Annotated in this window: 19 protein-coding genes; 6 read left to right on the top strand and 13 right to left on the bottom strand. The window is 62.5% G+C overall.

All coding sequences use genetic code 11. The features are described 5' to 3' along the window. Positions 1-237 carry a hypothetical protein gene (locus AB4Z19_RS03300; RefSeq protein ID WP_442029258.1) on the bottom strand — a complete coding sequence of 79 codons (237 nt, stop codon included), beginning with the start codon at positions 235-237 and terminating at the stop codon, positions 1-3. Between the two features lie 88 nt (positions 238-325). On the opposite strand from AB4Z19_RS03300, the gene AB4Z19_RS03295 reads away from it, so the two are divergent. Beyond that, positions 326-1,216, top strand: coding sequence for an alpha/beta fold hydrolase (locus AB4Z19_RS03295; protein WP_442029259.1), 891 nt, complete (start codon positions 326-328; stop codon positions 1,214-1,216). Here AB4Z19_RS03295 and AB4Z19_RS03290 read toward each other — a convergent pair. From AB4Z19_RS03290 to AB4Z19_RS03265, 6 genes are all read right to left on the bottom strand, one after another. Next, positions 1,175-1,408: a hypothetical protein gene (locus AB4Z19_RS03290; RefSeq protein ID WP_442029260.1), complete on the bottom strand. Its 234-nt coding sequence runs from the start codon at positions 1,406-1,408 to the stop codon at positions 1,175-1,177. The two genes, AB4Z19_RS03295 and AB4Z19_RS03290, sit on opposite strands and share 42 nt — an antisense overlap. A gap of 100 nt (positions 1,409-1,508) precedes the next feature. Beyond that, on the bottom strand, positions 1,509-2,312 hold the full coding sequence (locus AB4Z19_RS03285) for a substrate-binding domain-containing protein (protein ID WP_442034261.1): 804 nt from the start codon (positions 2,310-2,312) through the stop codon (positions 1,509-1,511). Then, positions 2,309-2,956 carry an energy-coupling factor ABC transporter ATP-binding protein gene (locus AB4Z19_RS03280; RefSeq protein ID WP_442034260.1) on the bottom strand — a complete coding sequence of 216 codons (648 nt, stop codon included), beginning with the start codon at positions 2,954-2,956 and terminating at the stop codon, positions 2,309-2,311. The genes AB4Z19_RS03285 and AB4Z19_RS03280 overlap by 4 nt, the downstream gene beginning before the upstream one ends. Then, entirely contained in the window at positions 2,953-3,660 is a 708-nt protein-coding gene (locus tag AB4Z19_RS03275) for an ABC transporter permease (RefSeq protein ID WP_442025181.1), read from the bottom strand. The genes AB4Z19_RS03280 and AB4Z19_RS03275 overlap by 4 nt, the downstream gene beginning before the upstream one ends. Then, complete coding sequence (gene fdhF / locus AB4Z19_RS03270) at positions 3,660-6,431, bottom strand: formate dehydrogenase subunit alpha (RefSeq protein WP_442034258.1); 2,772 nt, start codon at positions 6,429-6,431, stop codon at positions 3,660-3,662. Before fdhF ends, AB4Z19_RS03275 begins: the two co-directional genes overlap by 1 nt. Beyond that, on the bottom strand, positions 6,428-8,380 hold the full coding sequence (locus AB4Z19_RS03265; RefSeq protein ID WP_442034257.1) for an NADH-ubiquinone oxidoreductase-F iron-sulfur binding region domain-containing protein: 1,953 nt from the start codon (positions 8,378-8,380) through the stop codon (positions 6,428-6,430). The genes fdhF and AB4Z19_RS03265 overlap by 4 nt, the downstream gene beginning before the upstream one ends. Before the next feature lie 153 nt (positions 8,381-8,533). Here AB4Z19_RS03265 and AB4Z19_RS03260 point away from each other — a divergent pair, with 153 nt between their 5' ends. After that, positions 8,534-8,923, top strand: coding sequence for a hypothetical protein (locus AB4Z19_RS03260; RefSeq protein WP_442025175.1), 390 nt, complete (start codon positions 8,534-8,536; stop codon positions 8,921-8,923). Here the strand turns inward: AB4Z19_RS03260 and AB4Z19_RS03255 are convergent. After that, on the bottom strand, positions 8,920-9,591 hold the full coding sequence (locus AB4Z19_RS03255; RefSeq protein ID WP_442025173.1) for an SOS response-associated peptidase: 672 nt from the start codon (positions 9,589-9,591) through the stop codon (positions 8,920-8,922). The genes AB4Z19_RS03260 and AB4Z19_RS03255 overlap by 4 nt on opposite strands. A 9-nt stretch (positions 9,592-9,600) precedes the next feature. Then, complete coding sequence (locus AB4Z19_RS03250; RefSeq protein ID WP_442025171.1) at positions 9,601-10,719, bottom strand: dienelactone hydrolase family protein; 1,119 nt, start codon at positions 10,717-10,719, stop codon at positions 9,601-9,603. A gap of 270 nt (positions 10,720-10,989) precedes the next feature. Between AB4Z19_RS03250 and AB4Z19_RS03245 the strand changes: the two genes are divergently transcribed. Next, positions 10,990-12,486: a PASTA domain-containing protein gene (locus AB4Z19_RS03245; RefSeq protein WP_442034256.1), complete on the top strand. Its 1,497-nt coding sequence runs from the start codon at positions 10,990-10,992 to the stop codon at positions 12,484-12,486. Continuing rightward, positions 12,483-13,046 (top strand): hypothetical protein, encoded by a 564-nt coding sequence (locus AB4Z19_RS03240; protein WP_442034255.1) that lies wholly within the window; start codon positions 12,483-12,485, stop codon positions 13,044-13,046. Before AB4Z19_RS03245 ends, AB4Z19_RS03240 begins: the two co-directional genes overlap by 4 nt. 20 nt (positions 13,047-13,066) lie before the next feature. Here AB4Z19_RS03240 and AB4Z19_RS03235 read toward each other — a convergent pair whose 3' ends face one another. From AB4Z19_RS03235 to AB4Z19_RS03225, 3 genes are all read right to left on the bottom strand, one after another. After that, positions 13,067-14,398, bottom strand: a complete 1,332-nt coding sequence (locus AB4Z19_RS03235; RefSeq protein WP_442034253.1) for a PQQ-dependent sugar dehydrogenase — start codon at positions 14,396-14,398, stop codon at positions 13,067-13,069. Further along, positions 14,395-14,844 (bottom strand): DUF2231 domain-containing protein, encoded by a 450-nt coding sequence (locus tag AB4Z19_RS03230; RefSeq protein WP_442029248.1) that lies wholly within the window; start codon positions 14,842-14,844, stop codon positions 14,395-14,397. Before AB4Z19_RS03230 ends, AB4Z19_RS03235 begins: the two co-directional genes overlap by 4 nt. 73 nt (positions 14,845-14,917) lie before the next feature. Further along, on the bottom strand, positions 14,918-15,484 hold the full coding sequence (locus AB4Z19_RS03225) for a TetR/AcrR family transcriptional regulator (RefSeq protein WP_442034251.1): 567 nt from the start codon (positions 15,482-15,484) through the stop codon (positions 14,918-14,920). Positions 15,485-15,632: 148 nt separating this feature from the next. On the opposite strand from AB4Z19_RS03225, the gene AB4Z19_RS03220 reads away from it, so the two are divergent. Together AB4Z19_RS03220 and AB4Z19_RS03215 are read left to right on the top strand one after the other, a co-directional pair. Beyond that, positions 15,633-15,971, top strand: a complete 339-nt coding sequence (locus tag AB4Z19_RS03220; protein ID WP_442034249.1) for a flagellar basal body protein — start codon at positions 15,633-15,635, stop codon at positions 15,969-15,971. A 31-nt stretch (positions 15,972-16,002) separates the two neighbouring features. Continuing rightward, the gene (locus AB4Z19_RS03215) at positions 16,003-16,638 is read left to right on the top strand and encodes a phosphoribosyltransferase (protein ID WP_442034248.1); all 636 of its coding nucleotides are present in this window, start codon (positions 16,003-16,005) and stop codon (positions 16,636-16,638) included. A 5-nt stretch (positions 16,639-16,643) separates the two neighbouring features. Here the strand turns inward: AB4Z19_RS03215 and AB4Z19_RS03210 are convergent, their stop codons facing one another. Beyond that, the gene (locus AB4Z19_RS03210) at positions 16,644-17,657 is read right to left on the bottom strand and encodes a chemotaxis protein CheB (protein WP_442028489.1); all 1,014 of its coding nucleotides are present in this window, start codon (positions 17,655-17,657) and stop codon (positions 16,644-16,646) included. Positions 17,658-17,712: the final 55 nt, after the last annotated feature.

Genomic DNA, 17,712 nt, shown 5'->3' with positions numbered 1-17,712 from the left:
TTATCCGTTCTCGTTCTTCAAAATGCCGCGCACATTGGTCACGGCCAGGCAGCAGTTTAATACGATCAGCGCCCACGCGTCATCCTGAAAGCCCCACACCACCCACAGCAGATTACTGAGCAGGAAAACCCAGAAGCCCATTAGCCGCCGGCGCGCCGAGCGCGAGCCGACCAGCCACGCGGCCAGCAGGGACGCAGCCATGGCGGGCCATTGCAATAAACCGATGACGTCGTACATGCACGCAGAATAACGCGCCACACAAACCGGCGGCGCATGGCTGGGCAGGCATATAATCGCTGACCAGTGCACTCATTGCGGAGGGATCATGGATTTCGTGAATACCGGGCGTTTGCGTGTGGCTTACCGCGAGCATGGCAATCCATCCGGCGAGCCGCTGTTCCTGCTGCACGGCTGGCCGGACGATGTCCATACATGGGACGCCATTCTGCCCGCGCTGGCAGCAGAGGGCTGGCGCATCATCGTGCCCAGTCTGCGCGGTTTCGGCGAAACCCGCTTCCTCGATCACGAAACACCGCGCAGCGGCCAGCTGAGCGCCCTCGCGCAAGATCTGTTCGACCTGGCCACCGCGCTGGACATCGAACGATTCAGCGTCATCGGCCACGACTGGGGCGCCCGCGCCGCCTACAACGCCGCCCTGCTGGAGCCCACGCGTGTGGCGCGCTGCGTGGCCATCTCGGTTGGCTGGGGCACGAACACGCCCGGCCAGACACTGAGCCTGGTCCAGGCAAAGAATTACTGGTATCACTGGTACATGGCCACGGACCGCGGCGCCGAGGCACTGCGCAAGGAACGCCGGGAGTTCGCCCGTCTGCTGTGGCAATCCTGGTCGCCCTCGTGGCATTTCAGCGACGGCGAATTCCACGACACCATGCACGCCTGGGACAATCCTGACTGGGCCGCCATCACCATCCACTCCTACCGCCACCGCTGGGGCCTGGCGCCATCCGATCCCCTGTACGCGCAACTGGAAGAACGCCTGCATCGTGAATCGGTGATCAACGTGCCCACGCTGGTCCTGCACGGCACGGAGGACGGCGCCAATTCGCCGCAGACATCAGAGCACAAGGACCACCTGTTCAGTGGCCCATATCAGCGCATTCTGCTGCCGGGCGCCGGACACTTCCCACAGCGCGAGCACCCGCAGGCCGTCAGTTCAGCGATTCTCGGCTGGCTTCACGAGCGCCAGGTCAGCTGAGCCGCCCGCGATGAGGGCTGGCGGACGCTCGCCAGCCAGACGCAGCAGGCCCAGCTGGTTTTCCACCGCAACGCGCATCAGCCGCAGGCTCACCTCCAGCAGAGCCTGGGCTAACTGCATGTTCAGCAAGCTCGCTTGCTGGGCGGCTTGCAACGTGGAACGGGACATGTCAATCAGAAAAGATGTGTACATGAGCTGGCCTCCCCTTCAAAATTTTCAAGGTGAAAGCTACCAGCCTACGATTCCCGCTCCCGTACGGACTTGATTTAAATCAAACGTGCGCCACGAACTCTTACTTCGCCGAAGGGAAGAACAGTTGCTGGCCCGCGGGCTTGAAGGCCGCGATTTTCGCCTGTCCCTCCGGCGACGTGATCCAGTCGATCAGCTCGCGGGCGCCTTTGTAGTTCACGCCGGGATGTCTGGCTGGATTGGTTGCAATGATGCCGTAAGGGTTGAACATTTTCGGGTCGCCTTCGACGGCGATCTCCAGCGCGGTCTTGGCGCGGTAGGCGCCATAAGTAGCGCGATCAGTCAGCGTGTAGGCCTGCAGTTCGCTAGCCATGTTCAGCACTTCGCCCATGCCCAGGCCCGCCGACACATACAGCGCAGCGGGTGGCTGCGTGCCCACCTGCTTCCAGTACGCCTTCTCCATGATGTCGGTGCCGGAATTGTCGCCGCGCGAAATGAATTTGGCCGGGCCTTCCGCCATTTTGCGGAAAGCGATCAATACATCCTTGCCGCCGCGGATGCGGTCCGGATCGGATGCCGGACCCACTACGATAAAGTCGTTGTACATCACATCGCGGCGGTCCACGCCCCAGCCTTCGGCCACGAACTTGTCTTCGGCCTGGCGCGCATGCACCAGCGTCACGTCAACGTCGCCGTTCTTCGACAGTTCCAGCGCTTTGCCGGTGCCGACCGAAATCACGTGCACTTTGTTGCCGGTCTTTTGCTCGAAGATCGGCAGCAGATATCCCAGCAGGCCGGAATTGTCGGTGCTGGTGGTGGTCGACAGGCGGATGACCGGCTGTTGCGCGAATGCGGCGCCGGTGAAGGTCAGTGCCGCTAGGGCGAGAACGAGTGAGCGACGTTTCATTTCATCTCCAGTTTGCCGTCGCGCAGCTTCATGCGCTGCACTTCGGGCAGGTTGATCAAATCACGGTCATGACAAGCCATCACCACGCTGCTGCCGGCATGGATCAGGGTGGGAATCAGCGCAATCACCTGCTCGCGCGCGGCGCCATCGAGATTGGCGGTCGGCTCGTCCAGCAGCAGCAGGCGCGGGTGCAGCACTTTGGCGCGCGCCAGCGCCACGCGCTGCTTTTCGCCGCCGGATAGTGTAGCCGGATTATTGTCCGCCAGATGGCGCACGCCGGCCCACGACATCGCCTCGTGCACCGCCTGCTTGATCGCAGCGTGCGATTCGCCCCGTGCCTTCAGGCCGTAGGCGATATTGTCCGCCACGCTGGTGCTGAACATGATGGGATGCTGGTGCACATACACGATGGACCGGCGCAGCAAGGCGGGATACGGCGACAGGCTCACGCTCCGGCCTTCGAACTGCACGTCCTGCGCCTCGGCCGGCGCCAGACCCGCCAACACACGCAGCAAGGTGCTCTTACCGGCACCGTTCACACCGGTCAGCACATAGGCGGTGGCGCCCTCCAGCGAAAAATCAGTGAGGTCGAACAGCGTGTGGCTGTCGTAGCGCTTGGTGAGGCGGCCGATGGAAAGCATCATGCGCTGCCTTTCGCCGCGTGCGCGTCGCCTTGCAGCAGCATCAAGGCGCCATTCATGGCCAGCGCGATGGTGACCAGCACGATGCCCAGCGCAATGCCCTGCGCGAATTCGCCTTTGCTGGTCTCCAGAGCGATGGCTGTAGTGATGGTGCGGGTTTCGCCCGCGATGTTCCCGCCCACCATCATGGCGCAGCCGACTTCGGAGATCACGCGTCCGAAACCGCTGATCACTGCCGCCATGACACCGAAACGCACTTCATACAGCATGGTCGTCATCACACCCCAGCGCGAGGCGCCGTGCGTGATGGCCGTTTCCGCGTAACGCGGATCGGCTGCCTGCACGGCGGCCAGCGTGAACGCCAGCAGCACCGGCAAGGCGATAATCACCTGCCCCGCCACGATGCCGGATTGCGTGAACAGCCATTGCAGCCCGCCCATCGGGCCGTGGCGCGACAACAGCATGTAGAGCAACAGCCCAATCAGCACCGTCGGCAACGACAAGGCAGCTTGCGCCAGCCAGATCACGACGCGGCGCGCGGGAAACTGGTGCATGGCGATGGCATAGCCTCCAGCGACAGCAAACGGCGTCGCAATCAGCAGGCCAAGCACGCTGGTACTTAGGGAAATCCAGATAATGCGCCACAGGACCGGGTCGCCGGTGAACAGCAATGCGAAGGCGGCTTGTACCGCTTCCCACAGCGCCATTAGTGCTCAGCTCCCAACAGCTGGCCGCCGCCAAAGCTGCTTTGCGCTGCCACCGTGCCGCCCAGCGTTACCCGCACCGCGCAGTATTTGAATTCGGGGATCTTGCCGAAAGGGTCCAGCGCGGGGTTGGTCAGCTTGTTGATGGCGGCCTCGTAATAGCAGAACGGGACAAAGACGGCGCCGCGTGGCGAGCTGTCATCGGCGCGCGCATACAGGCTCACGCTGCCGCGCCGCGAGGCAATGGTGATGACGTCGCCGGGCTTGGCGCCCAGCTGCGCCAGGTCGTAAGGATGCACCAGTGCGACCGGATCGGGTTCGATCGCGTCCAGCACGGCGGCGCGGCGCGTCATGCTGCCGGTGTGCCAGTGTTCGAGCTGGCGGCCCGTGATCAGCACCAGCGGATACTGGCTGTCCGGCCGTTCGTCGGCAGGAATGATATCGGCCGGAACAAAGCGCGCGCGCCCCGACTCGCGCGGGAAGCTGTCGGTGAAGACCACTGGCGTCCCGGGGTCGCCTTCCGCCGTGCAGGGATACGTCACAGCGTGCTCGCGCTCCAGGCGCTCCCACGTGATGCCCGCAATGCTCGGCATCACAGTGCGCATTTCATTGAACACGTCCGCCGGACCTGCGTAAGCCCAGTCCAGGCCCATGCGCTGTGCGATCTGCTGAATGATCCACAAATCCTGCCGCGCTTCGCCCGGCGGCGGCACCGCTTGACGGCCAAGCTGCACCAGGCGGTCGGTGTTGGTGAAGGTTCCGGTCTTTTCGGGGAAGGCACTGGCCGGCAGAATCACGTCCGCCAGATAGGCCGTCTCGGTAAGGAAGATATCCTGCACGACCAGATGGTCGAGCGCAGCCAGCGCGGCGCGGGCGTGGTCGGCGTCGGGGTCGGACATGGCAGGGTTTTCTCCCATGATGTACATGCCCTTTACTTTACCATCCTTGATCGCGTTCATCACTTCCACCACGGTCAGGCCGGGCTGTTCGTCCAGCTGCACACCCCAGGCTTTGGCGAAGCGCGCCCGCGCTTCAGGGTCGGTTACGCGCTGATAATCGGGGAACATCATCGGGATCAGGCCCGCATCGGAGGCACCCTGCACATTGTTCTGGCCGCGCAGCGGATGCAGGCCTGTGCCGGGACGGCCGATCTGTCCGGTCATCAGTGCCAGTGCAATCAGGCAGCGTGCATTGTCGGTGCCGTGGATGTGCTGAGAGATACCCATGCCCCACAAGATCATGGACGCTTTGGATTTTGCGTACAGCCGCGCCACGTAGCGGATCGTGTCGGCCTCGATACCGCAGATCGGCGCCATGGCCTCCGGGCTGTAGAGCATCACGTTGCTCGCCAGCTCGTCGTAGCCAATAGTGCGGCTGGCGATGAAGGCTTTGTCCATCAAACCTTCCGTGACGATGGTGTAGATCATGGCGTTGAGCAGCGCCACATCGGTATCTGGCTTGAACTGCAGATAGCGGTGCGCGGTGCGCGCAAGCTCGGAACGGCGCGGATCACAGACGATCAGCTTCATGCCCTTGCGCGCGGCGTTCTTGATCCAGGTCGCCGCCACCGGATGATTCACGGTCGGATTAGCGCCGATCAGGATCACCACCTCAGCCTTTGTCACGTCGCGCACCGGGTTGGACACGGCGCCGGAGCCGATCCCCTCCAGCAGTGCGGCCACGGACGATGCGTGGCATAGGCGCGTGCAGTGATCGACATTATTGCTGCCAAAGCCTGTGCGCACCAGTTTCTGGAACAGATAGGCTTCCTCGTTGCTACCTTTGGCCGACCCGAAACCCGCCAGAACCCTGGCGCCGTGCGCGTCGCGGATCTGCGCCAGTTTTCCACCCGCCAGCGCCAGTGCTTCTTCCCACGTGGCTTCGCGGAACACGTCCAGCACCCGCTCCGGGTCCATGGTGAATTTGCCGGATTTGGGTGGCGCATCGGCACGCCGGATCAATGGCTTTGTCAGACGTTGCGCGTGGTGCGCGTAATCGAAGCCGTAGCGGCCCTTGACGCACAAGCGGCTGCTGTTGGCGGGGCCGTCGCGGCCTTCAACGTAGAGGATCTTGTCGTTCCTGATGTTGTAGGTCAGCTGACAACCCACACCGCAGTATGGACAGACCGATTCGACCTGTCTGTCCGGCCTGGACAGCGCCACATCGCGCTCCGGCATCAGCGCGCCGGTCGGGCAAGCCTGCACGCATTCGCCGCAAGCCACACAGGTGGAGGCCCCCATTGGGTCATCCATATCGAAGACGATTTTCGCGTGGTCGCCGCGATAGGCCAGGCCGATCACATCATTCATTTGCTCGTCACGGCAGGCGCGCACGCAGCGGGTGCACTGGATGCAGGCGTCGAGATTGACGGTAATGGCGACGTGCGAGGCGTCCTGCCGCGGCTGTTCGCGCGGTGCAAAGCGCGGCTTGCCGAGTTGCAGGCGGGTGGCCCATTCGTCGACTTCGTTGTGGCGCGTGTGGCCGGCTTCGGGCATGTCCGATTGCAGCAGTTCCAGCACCATCTTCTGCGCGGCGAGCGCGCGCGGGCTGTCCGTGCTGACTTTCATGCCCGGCGCGGGCGCGCGGCAGCAGGATGGCGCCAGCACGCGTTCGCCGTCGATTTCGACCATGCACGCGCGGCAGTTGCCAGCCGTGGCCATGCCGTCCTTGTAGCACAGGTGCGGAATGTCGACACCCTCGCGGCGGGCCGCCTGCAGCAGCGTTTCGCCTTCCTCCGCCTGCACGCCGCGGCCATTCAGTTCAAAGGCGATCATGGCGCCACCTCGTGAGGGAAATAGCGGATCACACTGTCGACAGGATTGGGCGCGGCTTGTCCAAGGCCGCAGATGGACGCGTCGCGCATGACCTGGCTTAGTTCGGCCAGCAAGGCCGTATCCCACTTCGGCTGTTCGAGCAGCGTTACGGCTTTCGCGGTGCCTACGCGGCACGGCGTGCATTGGCCGCACGATTCGTCGCGGAAGAAGCGCATCATATTTCGCGCGGCGTTGGCGGCCTTGTCGTGGTCGGACAGCACGATCACTGCCGCCGAGCCGATGAAGCAGCCGTGCGCTTGCAAGGTGTCGAAGTCGAGCGGGATGTTGTTCATGCTGGCTGGCAGAATGCCGCCCGATGCCCCGCCGGGCAGATAGGCGTAGAGCTTATGGCCGTCCTGCATGCCGCCGCAGTATTCGTCGATCAGTTCCTGCACGGTGATGCCCGCCGGCGCAAGCTTTACACCGGGTTGTTTCACCCGGCCGGAAACCGAGAACGAGCGCAGACCCTTGCGGCCATTGCGGCCCTGCGCGGCAAACCATTCGGGGCCGCGCTGGATGATGTCCCTGATCCAGAACAGCGTTTCGAAGTTGTGCTCCAGGGTTGGGCGTCCGAACAGGCCCACTTGCGCGACATAGGGTGGACGCAGGCGCGGCAAGCCTCGTTTGCCTTCGATCGATTCGATCATCGCGGATTCTTCGCCGCAGATGTAGGCGCCGGCGCCGCGGCGCAGATGGATTGCGGGCATACGCGGAATGGGCGGCTGCGCGCGCAGCTTCATCAATTTCTGCTGCAGCATGACGCGGCAGTCGTGGTATTCGTCGCGCAGATAGATGTAGATTTCGTCGATGCCGACGGCCCAGGCGGCGATCAGCATGCCTTCCAGGAAGCGGTGCGGATCGCGCTCCAGGAAGTAGCGGTCTTTGAAGGTGCCTGGTTCGCCTTCGTCGATATTCACCGCCATCACACGCGGCCCCGGCTCGTTGCGCACAATGCGCCATTTGCGGCCGGCCGGGAAGCCTGCACCACCAAGGCCACGCAGGCCTGAATGTTCGAGCGCGGCTATCACCGCTTCCGGATCGCGAACGCCCGCGACGCACTCACGCAGCAGCGCGTAGCCGCCGCCCGCAAAATAGTCAGCCAGGACCACGTATGCTGCCTCCCCCGCGTCCGCCACCTCCAGCGCGCCCGCACCCGCGCGCGCCCCGGCCCCGGTCCCGGCCTCGCGCCACGCCCCCGTCCTCGCCCTCGCTTCTCCCGGCGCCCGGCCCGCCAACGCATCCGCCAGCGCCTGCGTCCCCGACTGCGCCTCCGCCGGCGACTGCGCCCCCGCCTGCACATCGGCCGCCGAGCCGAACGCGCCATGATCGCCGCTGCCCGGACGCACTGCAGCCGCGTCGGCTGGGTGCAGCGCGGTGGGATTGGGCGCGGCGGAGGCTGCCGATGCGATCGCGTCCAGCGTGGCATGGCCGACTGCACGCTGGCCGACCAGTGCAGCCGGCGCCTGGTCACAGCGGCCAATGCAGGGCGCGGCGATGACGCGTACGTCCGGGCCAAGCAAGGCGGGCAAGCGTACCAGCAGCTCGCCAGCGCCAGCAAGCTCACAGGACAGTCCATCGCACACGCGCACGGTCAGCGCCGGCGGCGCCACCTCGCCTTCGCGCACGATATCGAAATGATGGTAGAACGACGCCACCTCGAACACTTCCGCCTGCGGCAGCCGCATTTCCTGCGCCAGCGCCGCGAGATGAGCGGTGGATAGGCAACCGTAGCGGTCCTGAATCAGATGCAGGTGTTCGATCAGCAGATCGCGCCGACGCGGCAGGGAGCCAAGCAGCACCTGCACTTCCGCCAGCGCGACCGCGTCCACCCGCCGGCCTTTGGGCGCCTGGCGCTTGCGTTCGCGGCTCGGGCCGTCTTGTGCCGCGATCGGGATAATCGGATGATTCACCAGAACCTCCCCCATCTACTGCCATCGTCGAATTGACTCAGCGTATCATGCGCGACCCCGCGCCGCCATATGCTATGTTGAAGATCTATGTTCGAAGCAAAATCCAGCTGCACAGGGAGCCCATCGGCTCGGTGACGCATGGTTTCAGATGATATGCGCTCTCACCAACTATTCGTAACCCTCGTCCTGTCCTTGCATGCGCTGGCTTTAGTGCCGCAATGGCAGCGCCATTACTTCCATCCTCGCCTGGTCCGGCGCACGATGCTGGGCATGATGCTCGGACTGTGCCAGGGCATGGTCATCGTCATGACAGTTGAGTTGAAGCCGCCCGAGGTGCGCGCCGTGTCCGACTGGCTGGGTGCGGGCCTGATGCTGCACTTGTATGTCGCAGTGCAGAATCTGCTGGCGTCCTATGCCTTCGTGCGGCTGCACCGGCCCAGCGCCGTTATTGCGCAACGCATGTATTGGGGTGTCAAACCGTTGGCCGTGCTGAGCGCTATCTGTACGGCGGCGGCCTGGCTGGCCGTGCAGGGATTGTTCTAACCGGCCAGTGGCACCACGAGATGCGCGCCGTCGTTGCCGGCGCGGTTCAGGTCAGGACTGACGCGGTGCCATTCGAAATGCTCGGAACCAAGGGCCATGGTGCGGGCCAGCATTTCCGCCTGCTCCGCGCTGAGATCCGGATCAAGCCAGAGGGCCGCATCGGCTGCGTTCAGCACCACCGGACGGCGGTCGTGAATGTCCACCATGCCCCCTTCCGCATCGGCCGTAATCAGCACGAAGCCCGATTCCGCCTTGTGTTCCTTGAAGGGACCGAAGTTGGCCAGCGCCAGCATGAAGAATGGCTCACGGTCCTTACGGTGGATGTGCCAGGGCTGGCGCGCGTTCTTCTCGCCCGTCCATTCGTACCATCCGTGTGCGGGCACCAGGGCGCGGCCCGTCTTCAGCAGCTTGCCCCAGTAGTTATTGGTGATCTTTTCCAGCCGCGCATTGACGGCAATCGGCAGCTTGCCCGCAGCCCAGGCGGCGCGGTAGCCCCAGTGCAGGTCGTCCACCTGGGGCTCGCCGCCGCTCATATGCATCACGGGGCGATAGGTGCCGGGAGCGGCATTGTAGGTGGGCTCGGCCTGGCTGCGGTAAGCCGCGTCAGCCCAGCCGAAGGCCGCTATGTAGCGCCTCGCTATATCGTTCTGATCGAATCGTCCGCACATGCGGACATCTTACTGCATGCCGCCGCCCGTGGCGCTATGCTCGGGCCAGACAATATCGTTATCGACCGTGTACAGCTTGCAGGGTTGCTTGCTGGCGGCCTGGCAGGCCGCCAGCGCGCGATCGCCGGGATTTTCGCCCTCTTCCGCCCAGCCCCAGGCGCCGCTTGAAGACACGGCGAAGGCACGCGGCGAATCCTTCTTCAGGAAGGCACGGTACTGCTCGCGGCCACGTTCAGGCAGAAACGGCACGGCGGCTGCGTCATCCAGTGCCGCGTAATTGGTCTTTGGCTGCTTTGGTGGTTCGGCCACAGCGTAGACTTCCTTTACCGGCATGCCGATGTGGGCCAGGAATTTGTCGACTTCCGGCTGCCAGATCGGCTGGCCGTCGCGGCTGCCCAGCATGGTGTGGGCGTCCCGTTTAAACGTGCCGTAGGCGATCAGCTTGGCGTTGCCGCCATTGGCCGTGAAAGCGCCGTACATCTTGCTGACCAGTTGCGGGCCGAAGTAGCTGTCGTTGGCGCCGTACATCCACATTGATTCGATCTTGTTCTTTTTGCCGTATTCGCCGAACGCTTTCACCAGCGCGCTCTGCCAGTCGCAGCTGCCGCCATGGACTTTGAGGCCGCCGGCAAAATTCATGATGCCGCGTACGCCGGGCAACTCCTGGGTGCTGACTGCCACGCTGGCCAGGCCGCCGAAGGATTGGCCGGCGATGACGATGTGCTCGCCGTCGATCCAGTCCTGCTGTCGCGCCCAGGCCACAACGTCAGCCACGTCACCTGCTTGCGCATAGCCGTTGGCGGTCATATTGCAGCCGTATTCGATGAATTTGCCGGTCGAGTGGGCAAAACCGGTGCGCATCGGCACCACGACCGCATAGCCTTTGCGCACGAAGGCCGCGGCCATATACACGAAACGGTCGCGGCTCTGCAGCTTGGGATCGCCGGGCGCCTTGCCGTGATTGATGATCAGCAGCGGAAAGGGACCGTCGCCGTTCGGCTTATATACCGTAGTTTCCAGCTGAACGCTCTGCTGGCGGCCAGCCGGCACCATGATCACTTGTTCATTCAGGCGCGAGTCCAGCGGCAATTGCTGGGCCAGCGCAGGCAGCGCAAGAACTCCGCCCAACAGACTGGCCGCAGCCAGGCGGGCAATATTGACAAGCAGGGATTTGATGATTCGCTCCGGAACAATTTGCTTCAGGAAATTGATCCGATTCTGAAGGGCTTACTCGTCGATTGCAATCCCAAAACATCAACACTGGCAGCGTGTTATCTAGTTTCCAGACTGTCAGCGCATCGTTTCGGGCGTGACAATGTGTGTACTTTGATCATCGCTCCCCAACCTATATTGACTATTGGTTGTACATAAAAACGAACAATTCAGGGGGAGCTGGCCATGAACGATCTAAAAATCGGACTGAGGCACTCGCGAGCACTGCTCCCGATAGGGCTGGCACTCTTGACCTTTGTTTTATGCACGTCGGCCTTGGCCCAAGACTACCGTCAGATGGCCCAGTATCAAGGCTGCCCGCCCCTTCCTGACTACTCAGGAAGGACATTTAACGACGCGGTCCAATTGCTTCCGCAGCGTATGAAGTCTGCAGTACGTCAGGTCCGCGCAAGATCATCCAAGCCAGCAGGAACGATCTTTCGGCAATCTCTGGAATCTGACAAGCGATGTGCCGTCGTATTTTTCGTTTCGGATGGCTCTCTCGTGAGAGTCCCAGACGTACGCACTTTGCCAAAGGACGAGGCAATTAACCGGCTGCAGAGCAAAGGACTAGGTACGACCACCGAATTTGCCCCTTCCTCAAGCACAGATCAAGCGGGCAAAGTTATTACTCAAAAGCCGCGTGCAGGCAACGACGTTCCCCTAAAAAGCACTGTTTATCTTATCGTTGGCCCGATCCTCCCAATCGATGTTCCCGCGGTCGTCGGTCAAACCTTCGATGAGGCAAAGCAGCAGCTGAATTCATTCGATGTCAGTCGCGTTTTCACGCCAGGTGTCGCGCCGGAAGGCAATGTGATTTCCCAGAATCCTGAAGGCCACACTAAAGCGATGCCCGGCAGCACGGTCAAATTGACTTTATCCGATGGCAATCTGGTCGAGGTGCCAGGCATCGTTGGGGATACCCGCAGCACGGCACAAACCAAGTTGGAGCAGGCCCGATTACTTCCAAGCTGGACCGAGGCAGAGTCCGAGGTCCAAATGGGCAGTGTCATTTCCCAAGATCCGGCTCCGCCCGCGACTGCAAGCCGCAATAGCACGGTACAGGTGCAAATTTCCGCCGGTCTGGTCGTTCCCTCGCTCGTGGGTTCCAATTTTGAACGGGTGCTTCCTAGCCTGAAGTCCTTTGTGATCGAGCAAGAATACCGGGCGAGCGAACGGCAAAAGAACGAAATACTCTCGCAATCGCCACCGGCGGGCCAACACGTATCCGCGCACACCGTTATCAGCTTAAAGCTCTCCAACGAAGACCTCGTGTTCGTGCCACCCGTACTTGGCAAGACCTTGGCAGATGCCCGGTCCGAACTCCAAAGCCACGATTTGGTTCCAGTAGTTGCAGGATTGGGCTTTGATAACTGGGAAGTAAAAGAGACCGTACCAGCGGCTAATCAGGTGCGAAGGCGAGGCGAAACGATCGCCATCAAGTTGTCGGTGCCCTGGTGGGTTTGGGCAGGATTGGCCGGTGGCGCAGCGCTCGTATCAGCCTTGGGCCACAAGGTTTGGCGGCACTTCCATCCGAATGTCACATTTACCGCCGATATTGCGCCGAACGTCGAACCAGTCAAGGTCTCGGCGAAGAGCGTTGATTGCGCGGATATTGAACTATGCGCGGGGCTTACGCAGGGGCCTGTGACAATCCGCGAGCATGAGGAGACAACGTCATGAACACTGTCAGTTTGCGTAGCCTGTTCAATTTCACCGACGCGCATGTACGGGAAGGCGCAACCGAAGAGGCGCGGAAATCCGCCGGAGAGAACGCTGCCTTGCCGAGGTGGGTCAACTTTGCTGCGGAAGGTGCAGCCGACAAACTCAACGAAACGCTGAACGTTGATGTTTTTGACTTGCTGGCCGAAGGATGGGTCAAGTTCAAGGAAATCAAAGACAGCGCTAAGGCCTCGAAGCAAGGCCAGGGGAAGCAAAAGCCAGTCAGCCTGAGGGATGTTGAGATTACCTCGACGAACGCGCCATTTTTACAGGCGAAGATAAACGGCCTCCCGGTCCCGGAATTGCGATTCGAACTGGACCTCACCGCAAAATTCAAAGTGCTGGAATTTGAGATCGAAAACGGCTACATCACGCTGATACGACCAACTGCAGCTTCGGCGGTTGTGTGCCTCAAATACGGCAAAAAGACATTAGTCACGACGCCTTCCAAAGACCTGAATCTGCTTGGAGAGATTCCACTGCCGGGCAAAGGAATTCCAATTCCCGGCGTGGCAAATTAGCCGTCATTGCTTCAGGCGGCTCACTGCGTTCCCGCGGCGCTGACGCGCCAGACGGTGTTGCCAACGTCGTCAGCGATCAGCAAGGCGCCGCTGTGGTCCATTGCCAGCCCCACAGGTCGGCCTTTGGCGTGGCCGTCGGCCAGGAAGCCGGTCACGACATCGACTGGTTTGCCGCTGGGTTTGCCGTTCTGGAACGGGACGAAGACGACCTTGTAGCCGCTGGGCGGGCTGCGGTCCCAGCTGCCGTGTTCGCCGACGAAGGCGCCCTCGCGCAAGCCGGCTGGCATGGTGGTGCTGGCCGGGTCGTTGAAAACCAGACCCAGCGAGGCGACGTGCGAACCGAGAGCGTAGTCCGGGACAATGGCTTTCGCCACCAGATCCGGGCGCTGCGGCATGACGCGCGGGTCGACGTGCTGGCCGTAATAGCTGTAAGGCCAGCCATAGAAGCCGCCATCGCGCACCGAAGTCAGGTAATCCGGCACCAGGTCGGGGCCGATCTCGTCGCGTTCATTCACGACGACCCACATCGCTTTGCTGCCAGGCTCCCATTGCATCGAATTCGGATTGCGCAGGCCGCTGGCGAAGACGCGCGCAGCGCCGCTGGCGCGGTCCACTTCGAGGATATCGGCGCGATTCATCTCAGCCTCGATGCCGTTTTCCGTGATGTTGCTGTTCGAGCCGACGCCCACGTACAGCTTGCTGCCATCCGGGCTGGCCAGCAGGCTCTTGGTCCAGTGGTGGTTGAGCACGCCCTCCGCGCCGGGCAGGTCCATGACCTTGATCCCCGCGGCCGTAATCTTCGTTTCGCCTTCGGTATAGGGGTAGCGCATCAGCGAGTCGGCATTCGCCACGTACAGATCATTGCCGACCAGCGCTACGCCGAAGGGGGACTTCAGGTGATCCAGGAAAGTGGTGCGTAGCGGGGCCGCACCAGCGCTGGCAGGACGCACCAGCGTAATCCGGTTGGCGCCTTTTTGCGCCGAGCCGCCGTAAGCCTTGATCGGCCCCATGATGACGTCCTTGGGCCGGTTCTTGGGCTGTGTCGGACCGTTCGCTTCGACAATCAGAATGTCGCCATTCGGCAGCGGATAGACGGCGCGAGGATGCATCAGTCCGGTGGCGAAGGCGCTGATTTTCAGGGAAGCCGGTACCACCGGCGTCTCGCCCTGCTTCCAGCTTCCGGCCGGCGCCACTTTCATCGGCGGCAGCAGATAGTTTTTCAGTTCCGGCAGGGTTGGCCGCCCGCCTTGCTGGGCCGCCTGTACGGACGGGTCGCCGTGGTCGCAGGCGCTCAGCAGAAATGCAGCGGCGATGAGAACGCTTCCCTGCCTCAGGTGGATTGAGGGATTCATGGCGCGACTCCATCGGCGACGTAGTAAGGACGTGGCCAGCCAAAAATGGTCGCCAGCAGCATCAGGACAAAGACCACGATGGACAGCGTCAGGCCTTGCGGCACCACGGCGGTATAGCCGTCGCGGCTGTGGATGAAGGCATTAACGATGGACAGCAATAGCGCTACCACACTGGTGACGACGTGCAGCCCGGCAAAGCGCACCACGCGCACGTGGCGCAGCCGGAACCAGGAGATGAGGCCGGCGATGGCTGCAAACGCGGCCACGATGCAGCCGGCCGTCAGCAGCCAGACCGAGAAGGTTTCCCAGATGATGTTCTTGGTTTGCCAATAGGCCAGATCGGTAATCAGCGTGCCGGCGAAGCACACGGCTGGAAACTGCACCAGCGTGGCATACACGGGCTGGCTGGCGAGGCCCAGGCGAGGGGCGTCGAAAGATGCGTGCATGGTGTTTTCCGTCAAAAATGATGAAAACACCACGGTACTTGCGGGCACAGGAAATGTCTGTGCCCTGCCTCGCTTACGCCAGTTCGCCGACCGTCTTGCGAACGGCAGCCAGAATTTCGTCGGCAAAGGCCTGGTCGGCCTTGATGACTGAGCGGGAGACGGCGATGCCGCCGATCATGGCGGCCACGATGGATATGGCGCGCTGCCGGGCTTCGTCGGGCGGGAGTTTGGCGGACAGTTCACGCTCGACGTAGCGCACCATCTGCGCATAGCCTTCCATGAAGCGCACGCTGACCGGCTCGTCCTGGCGCGCGATTTCGCTGGCGGCCGCAGCCAGCGCGCAGCCGCCGCTGAGGTTGTCGCGCTGCGCGGGCGCCATATAGAAATCCATCATGTCTTCCAGCGAACGGACGTGATTGGCCAGGCGCTCGCGGGCGTTGGCGGCGCTGTAGCCGAGGGCCTCGGCGGCCAGTTCATCCTTGGACGAGAAATGGGCGTACAAAGCCCCATGCGTCAGCCCGGCCGCCTTGCTGATTTCCGCCACGCCGACCCCGTCGATGCCTTTTTCCTTGAACAGGCGTGACGCTGCCTGGATCAGTGCCTGCCGGTTTTCCGCCGCTTTCTCTTTGCTGATTTTCATGTGCTGCTCCGAAATCAATAATTGCAGTCACCATCATACACCAACGTGTCCGTGACGCAACTCAGCAATAAGAAAAGCGAGGCAAATCAACGCATTGCCGGGTGGAATCTAGTAAACTGGAGTCTCTTGCCGAAGGGAAATTCGAATCATGGCTATCTCCGCTCTCAGCGCCGGTTTGTCCGGCCTCCAGGCTAATCAACAAGCGCTTAACGTCGAGGCGCACAATGTTGCCAATCTGAATACTCAGAATTTCCAGCCTCAGCAAGCACAGTTCCAGGAAGCCCAGCCGGCCGGTACCGGCGTCACGATTTCCACCGCTGCGCGCGACCTGGCAAAAGCTGACGGCGCGACGGCAGCGCCGTCCGGCACCGATCCGGCCAGCGCAATTACCAATTCCCTCGTGTACAAAGCAGGCTTCGACCTGTCTGCAAAAGTCATCCAGGCCGCCGATGAGCGCATCGGCACACTGTTGGACGTCAAGGCTTAACGCCGCCCGCCGTCGGCGCTATGCTGACGGTATGGACCTCTCGCTTCCCTTCAAGGACCGCCAGCACGCAGCAGAGCTGCTGGCCGAACGGCTCTCGCCCTACCGTGGCAAGAACCCGCTGATCCTGGCCATCCCGCGCGGTGCGGTGCCAATGGGCCGGGTCATCGCCGACCAGCTGGACGGCGAACTGGATGTGGTCCTGGTGCGTAAAATTCCTTCCGCCATCGACCCCGAGCTCGCCGTGGGCGCTGTGGACGAACACGGCAACCGCGAACTGGCGCCCTACTTCAACCGCACTTACACCAGCATGGAGTGGGTGGAGGTGCAGACCAAAGAGCAGATGGCGCTGATGCGACGTCGCCGCGCAAGTTATGGTGCTGCACGCCCCGCCGCCGATCCGCGCGGCCGGATTGTGATCATTGTCGATGATGGTCTGGCCACCGGATCTACGATGGCGGCTGCCCTGCGCTCGATACGCAAAATGGGTCCGCAAAAGCTGGTGTGCGCGGTGCCTGTCGCTGCCGAGGATTCACTGGCAGCGATATCGGTGCTGGCCGACGAGATCGAGTGCCTGGCCATGCCGATGAATTTCATGTCGGTGAGCAGGCATTACAAGGCCTTCCCCCAGGTCGAGGAGGAAGAAGTGCTCAAGCTGCTGACCGCCTGACTTGCTCAGGCAGCGCCGCTAGCTAGCAGTGAGCGCAGCACCTCGGCCTTGCGCTGGGCATCCAGTGCCTGCTCGACATACTCTTCGGCCGCGCGGGCGTAACTGCCCGTATGCGCTGCATCAGCCATTTGACGGTACAGCTTTTCCTTCTCATGCAAGGCGCGCACGGCCGACCACAAAGCTTCTTCCACGTTACGATGCTGCGAGCCAGCCAGGCTGCGCTCGGAAAACGCATGGCCGGTATGGCAACGGTAATGCGGCGGCCTGGTGCCGTCGATCTGCCACAGCGTGCCGTTGCACTCCGGGCAGGTGAAGGTAGATGGATGCCCAATTCTCGAGAGTGCGTCCATGTCCATATCCTCCGACACAAAACGGTTCTCAACCTTGACCCACTCCGGCACCGGGCGTGGCGGTGCCGGACCTGCCTGCGCCGCTTCGACCATTGCCGCCAGAATCGGGCCGATTTCGCGCGCCTTGAGCACGCGGTCAATATCCGCGTGCTCGATCGCGCTGCTTGGCATATCGGCTGACGTGGCTTCGTCGGGCGATTGGGCAATGGCCTGGCCACCGCACATCTTGATCGCCTGCAGGCCGATGGTGCCGTCATCGAGCTGCCCGCTCAATATTACGCCGATGGCGCGAGGGCCATAGGTGGCGGCAGCGGAACGGAACAAGGGATCGATGGCAGGACGGCAGTGGTTTTCGCGCGCGCTACGGCTCAGCTGCGTAAAGCTGCCGGTGCCATCGCGCAGCACCAGCAGGTGGCGGTCCGGCGGCGCCACCAGGACACGGCCCGGCAACAGGGCTTCATGGCTGTGGGCGTGCTTCACAGGGAGTGCGCAGCTGCTTGCGAGCAGCGAAGGCAGTACGCTTTCGCGTTGTCCCACATGCATGACGATCAGCACTGCGGCCTGAAAACCTGCCGGCAATCCCGCCAGTACCGCCTGCAAGGGTTGCTGCCCTCCGCTGGAGGCGCCGATTACGACCAGGTCTTGCGCGAATTGTACTGTGGGAGCCATTCCTCATAGTGTGGCCGCCCCACGGCCCGGTCTGTGCGCCAGCGCACACAGCCCG

Origin of the sequence: Pseudoduganella sp. RAF19 (genome assembly GCF_052114165.1) — a bacterium.
Lineage (GTDB): Bacteria > Pseudomonadota > Gammaproteobacteria > Burkholderiales > Burkholderiaceae_D > Rugamonas.
This window is presented reverse-complemented; position numbering and strand designations above follow the sequence as displayed.

Excerpts from the sequence above, each read along its gene's own strand:
- AB4Z19_RS03300 (WP_442029258.1), bottom strand. The coding sequence starts at position 237 with ATGTACGACGTCATCGGTTTATTGCAATGGCCCGCCATGGCTGCGTCC.
- AB4Z19_RS03295 (WP_442029259.1), top strand. The coding sequence starts at position 326 with ATGGATTTCGTGAATACCGGGCGTTTGCGTGTGGCTTACCGCGAGCAT.
- AB4Z19_RS03290 (WP_442029260.1), bottom strand. The coding sequence starts at position 1,408 with ATGTACACATCTTTTCTGATTGACATGTCCCGTTCCACGTTGCAAGCC.
- AB4Z19_RS03285 (WP_442034261.1), bottom strand. The coding sequence starts at position 2,312 with ATGAAACGTCGCTCACTCGTTCTCGCCCTAGCGGCACTGACCTTCACC.
- AB4Z19_RS03280 (WP_442034260.1), bottom strand. The coding sequence starts at position 2,956 with ATGATGCTTTCCATCGGCCGCCTCACCAAGCGCTACGACAGCCACACG.
- AB4Z19_RS03275 (WP_442025181.1), bottom strand. The coding sequence starts at position 3,660 with ATGGCGCTGTGGGAAGCGGTACAAGCCGCCTTCGCATTGCTGTTCACC.
- fdhF (WP_442034258.1), bottom strand. The coding sequence starts at position 6,431 with ATGATCGCCTTTGAACTGAATGGCCGCGGCGTGCAGGCGGAGGAAGGC.
- AB4Z19_RS03260 (WP_442025175.1), top strand. The coding sequence starts at position 8,534 with ATGCGCTCTCACCAACTATTCGTAACCCTCGTCCTGTCCTTGCATGCG.
- AB4Z19_RS03255 (WP_442025173.1), bottom strand. The coding sequence starts at position 9,591 with ATGTGCGGACGATTCGATCAGAACGATATAGCGAGGCGCTACATAGCG.
- AB4Z19_RS03245 (WP_442034256.1), top strand. The coding sequence starts at position 10,990 with ATGAACGATCTAAAAATCGGACTGAGGCACTCGCGAGCACTGCTCCCG.
- AB4Z19_RS03240 (WP_442034255.1), top strand. The coding sequence starts at position 12,483 with ATGAACACTGTCAGTTTGCGTAGCCTGTTCAATTTCACCGACGCGCAT.
- AB4Z19_RS03235 (WP_442034253.1), bottom strand. The coding sequence starts at position 14,398 with ATGAATCCCTCAATCCACCTGAGGCAGGGAAGCGTTCTCATCGCCGCT.
- AB4Z19_RS03230 (WP_442029248.1), bottom strand. The coding sequence starts at position 14,844 with ATGCACGCATCTTTCGACGCCCCTCGCCTGGGCCTCGCCAGCCAGCCC.
- AB4Z19_RS03225 (WP_442034251.1), bottom strand. The coding sequence starts at position 15,484 with ATGAAAATCAGCAAAGAGAAAGCGGCGGAAAACCGGCAGGCACTGATC.
- AB4Z19_RS03220 (WP_442034249.1), top strand. The coding sequence starts at position 15,633 with ATGGCTATCTCCGCTCTCAGCGCCGGTTTGTCCGGCCTCCAGGCTAAT.
- AB4Z19_RS03215 (WP_442034248.1), top strand. The coding sequence starts at position 16,003 with ATGGACCTCTCGCTTCCCTTCAAGGACCGCCAGCACGCAGCAGAGCTG.
- AB4Z19_RS03210 (WP_442028489.1), bottom strand. The coding sequence starts at position 17,657 with ATGGCTCCCACAGTACAATTCGCGCAAGACCTGGTCGTAATCGGCGCC.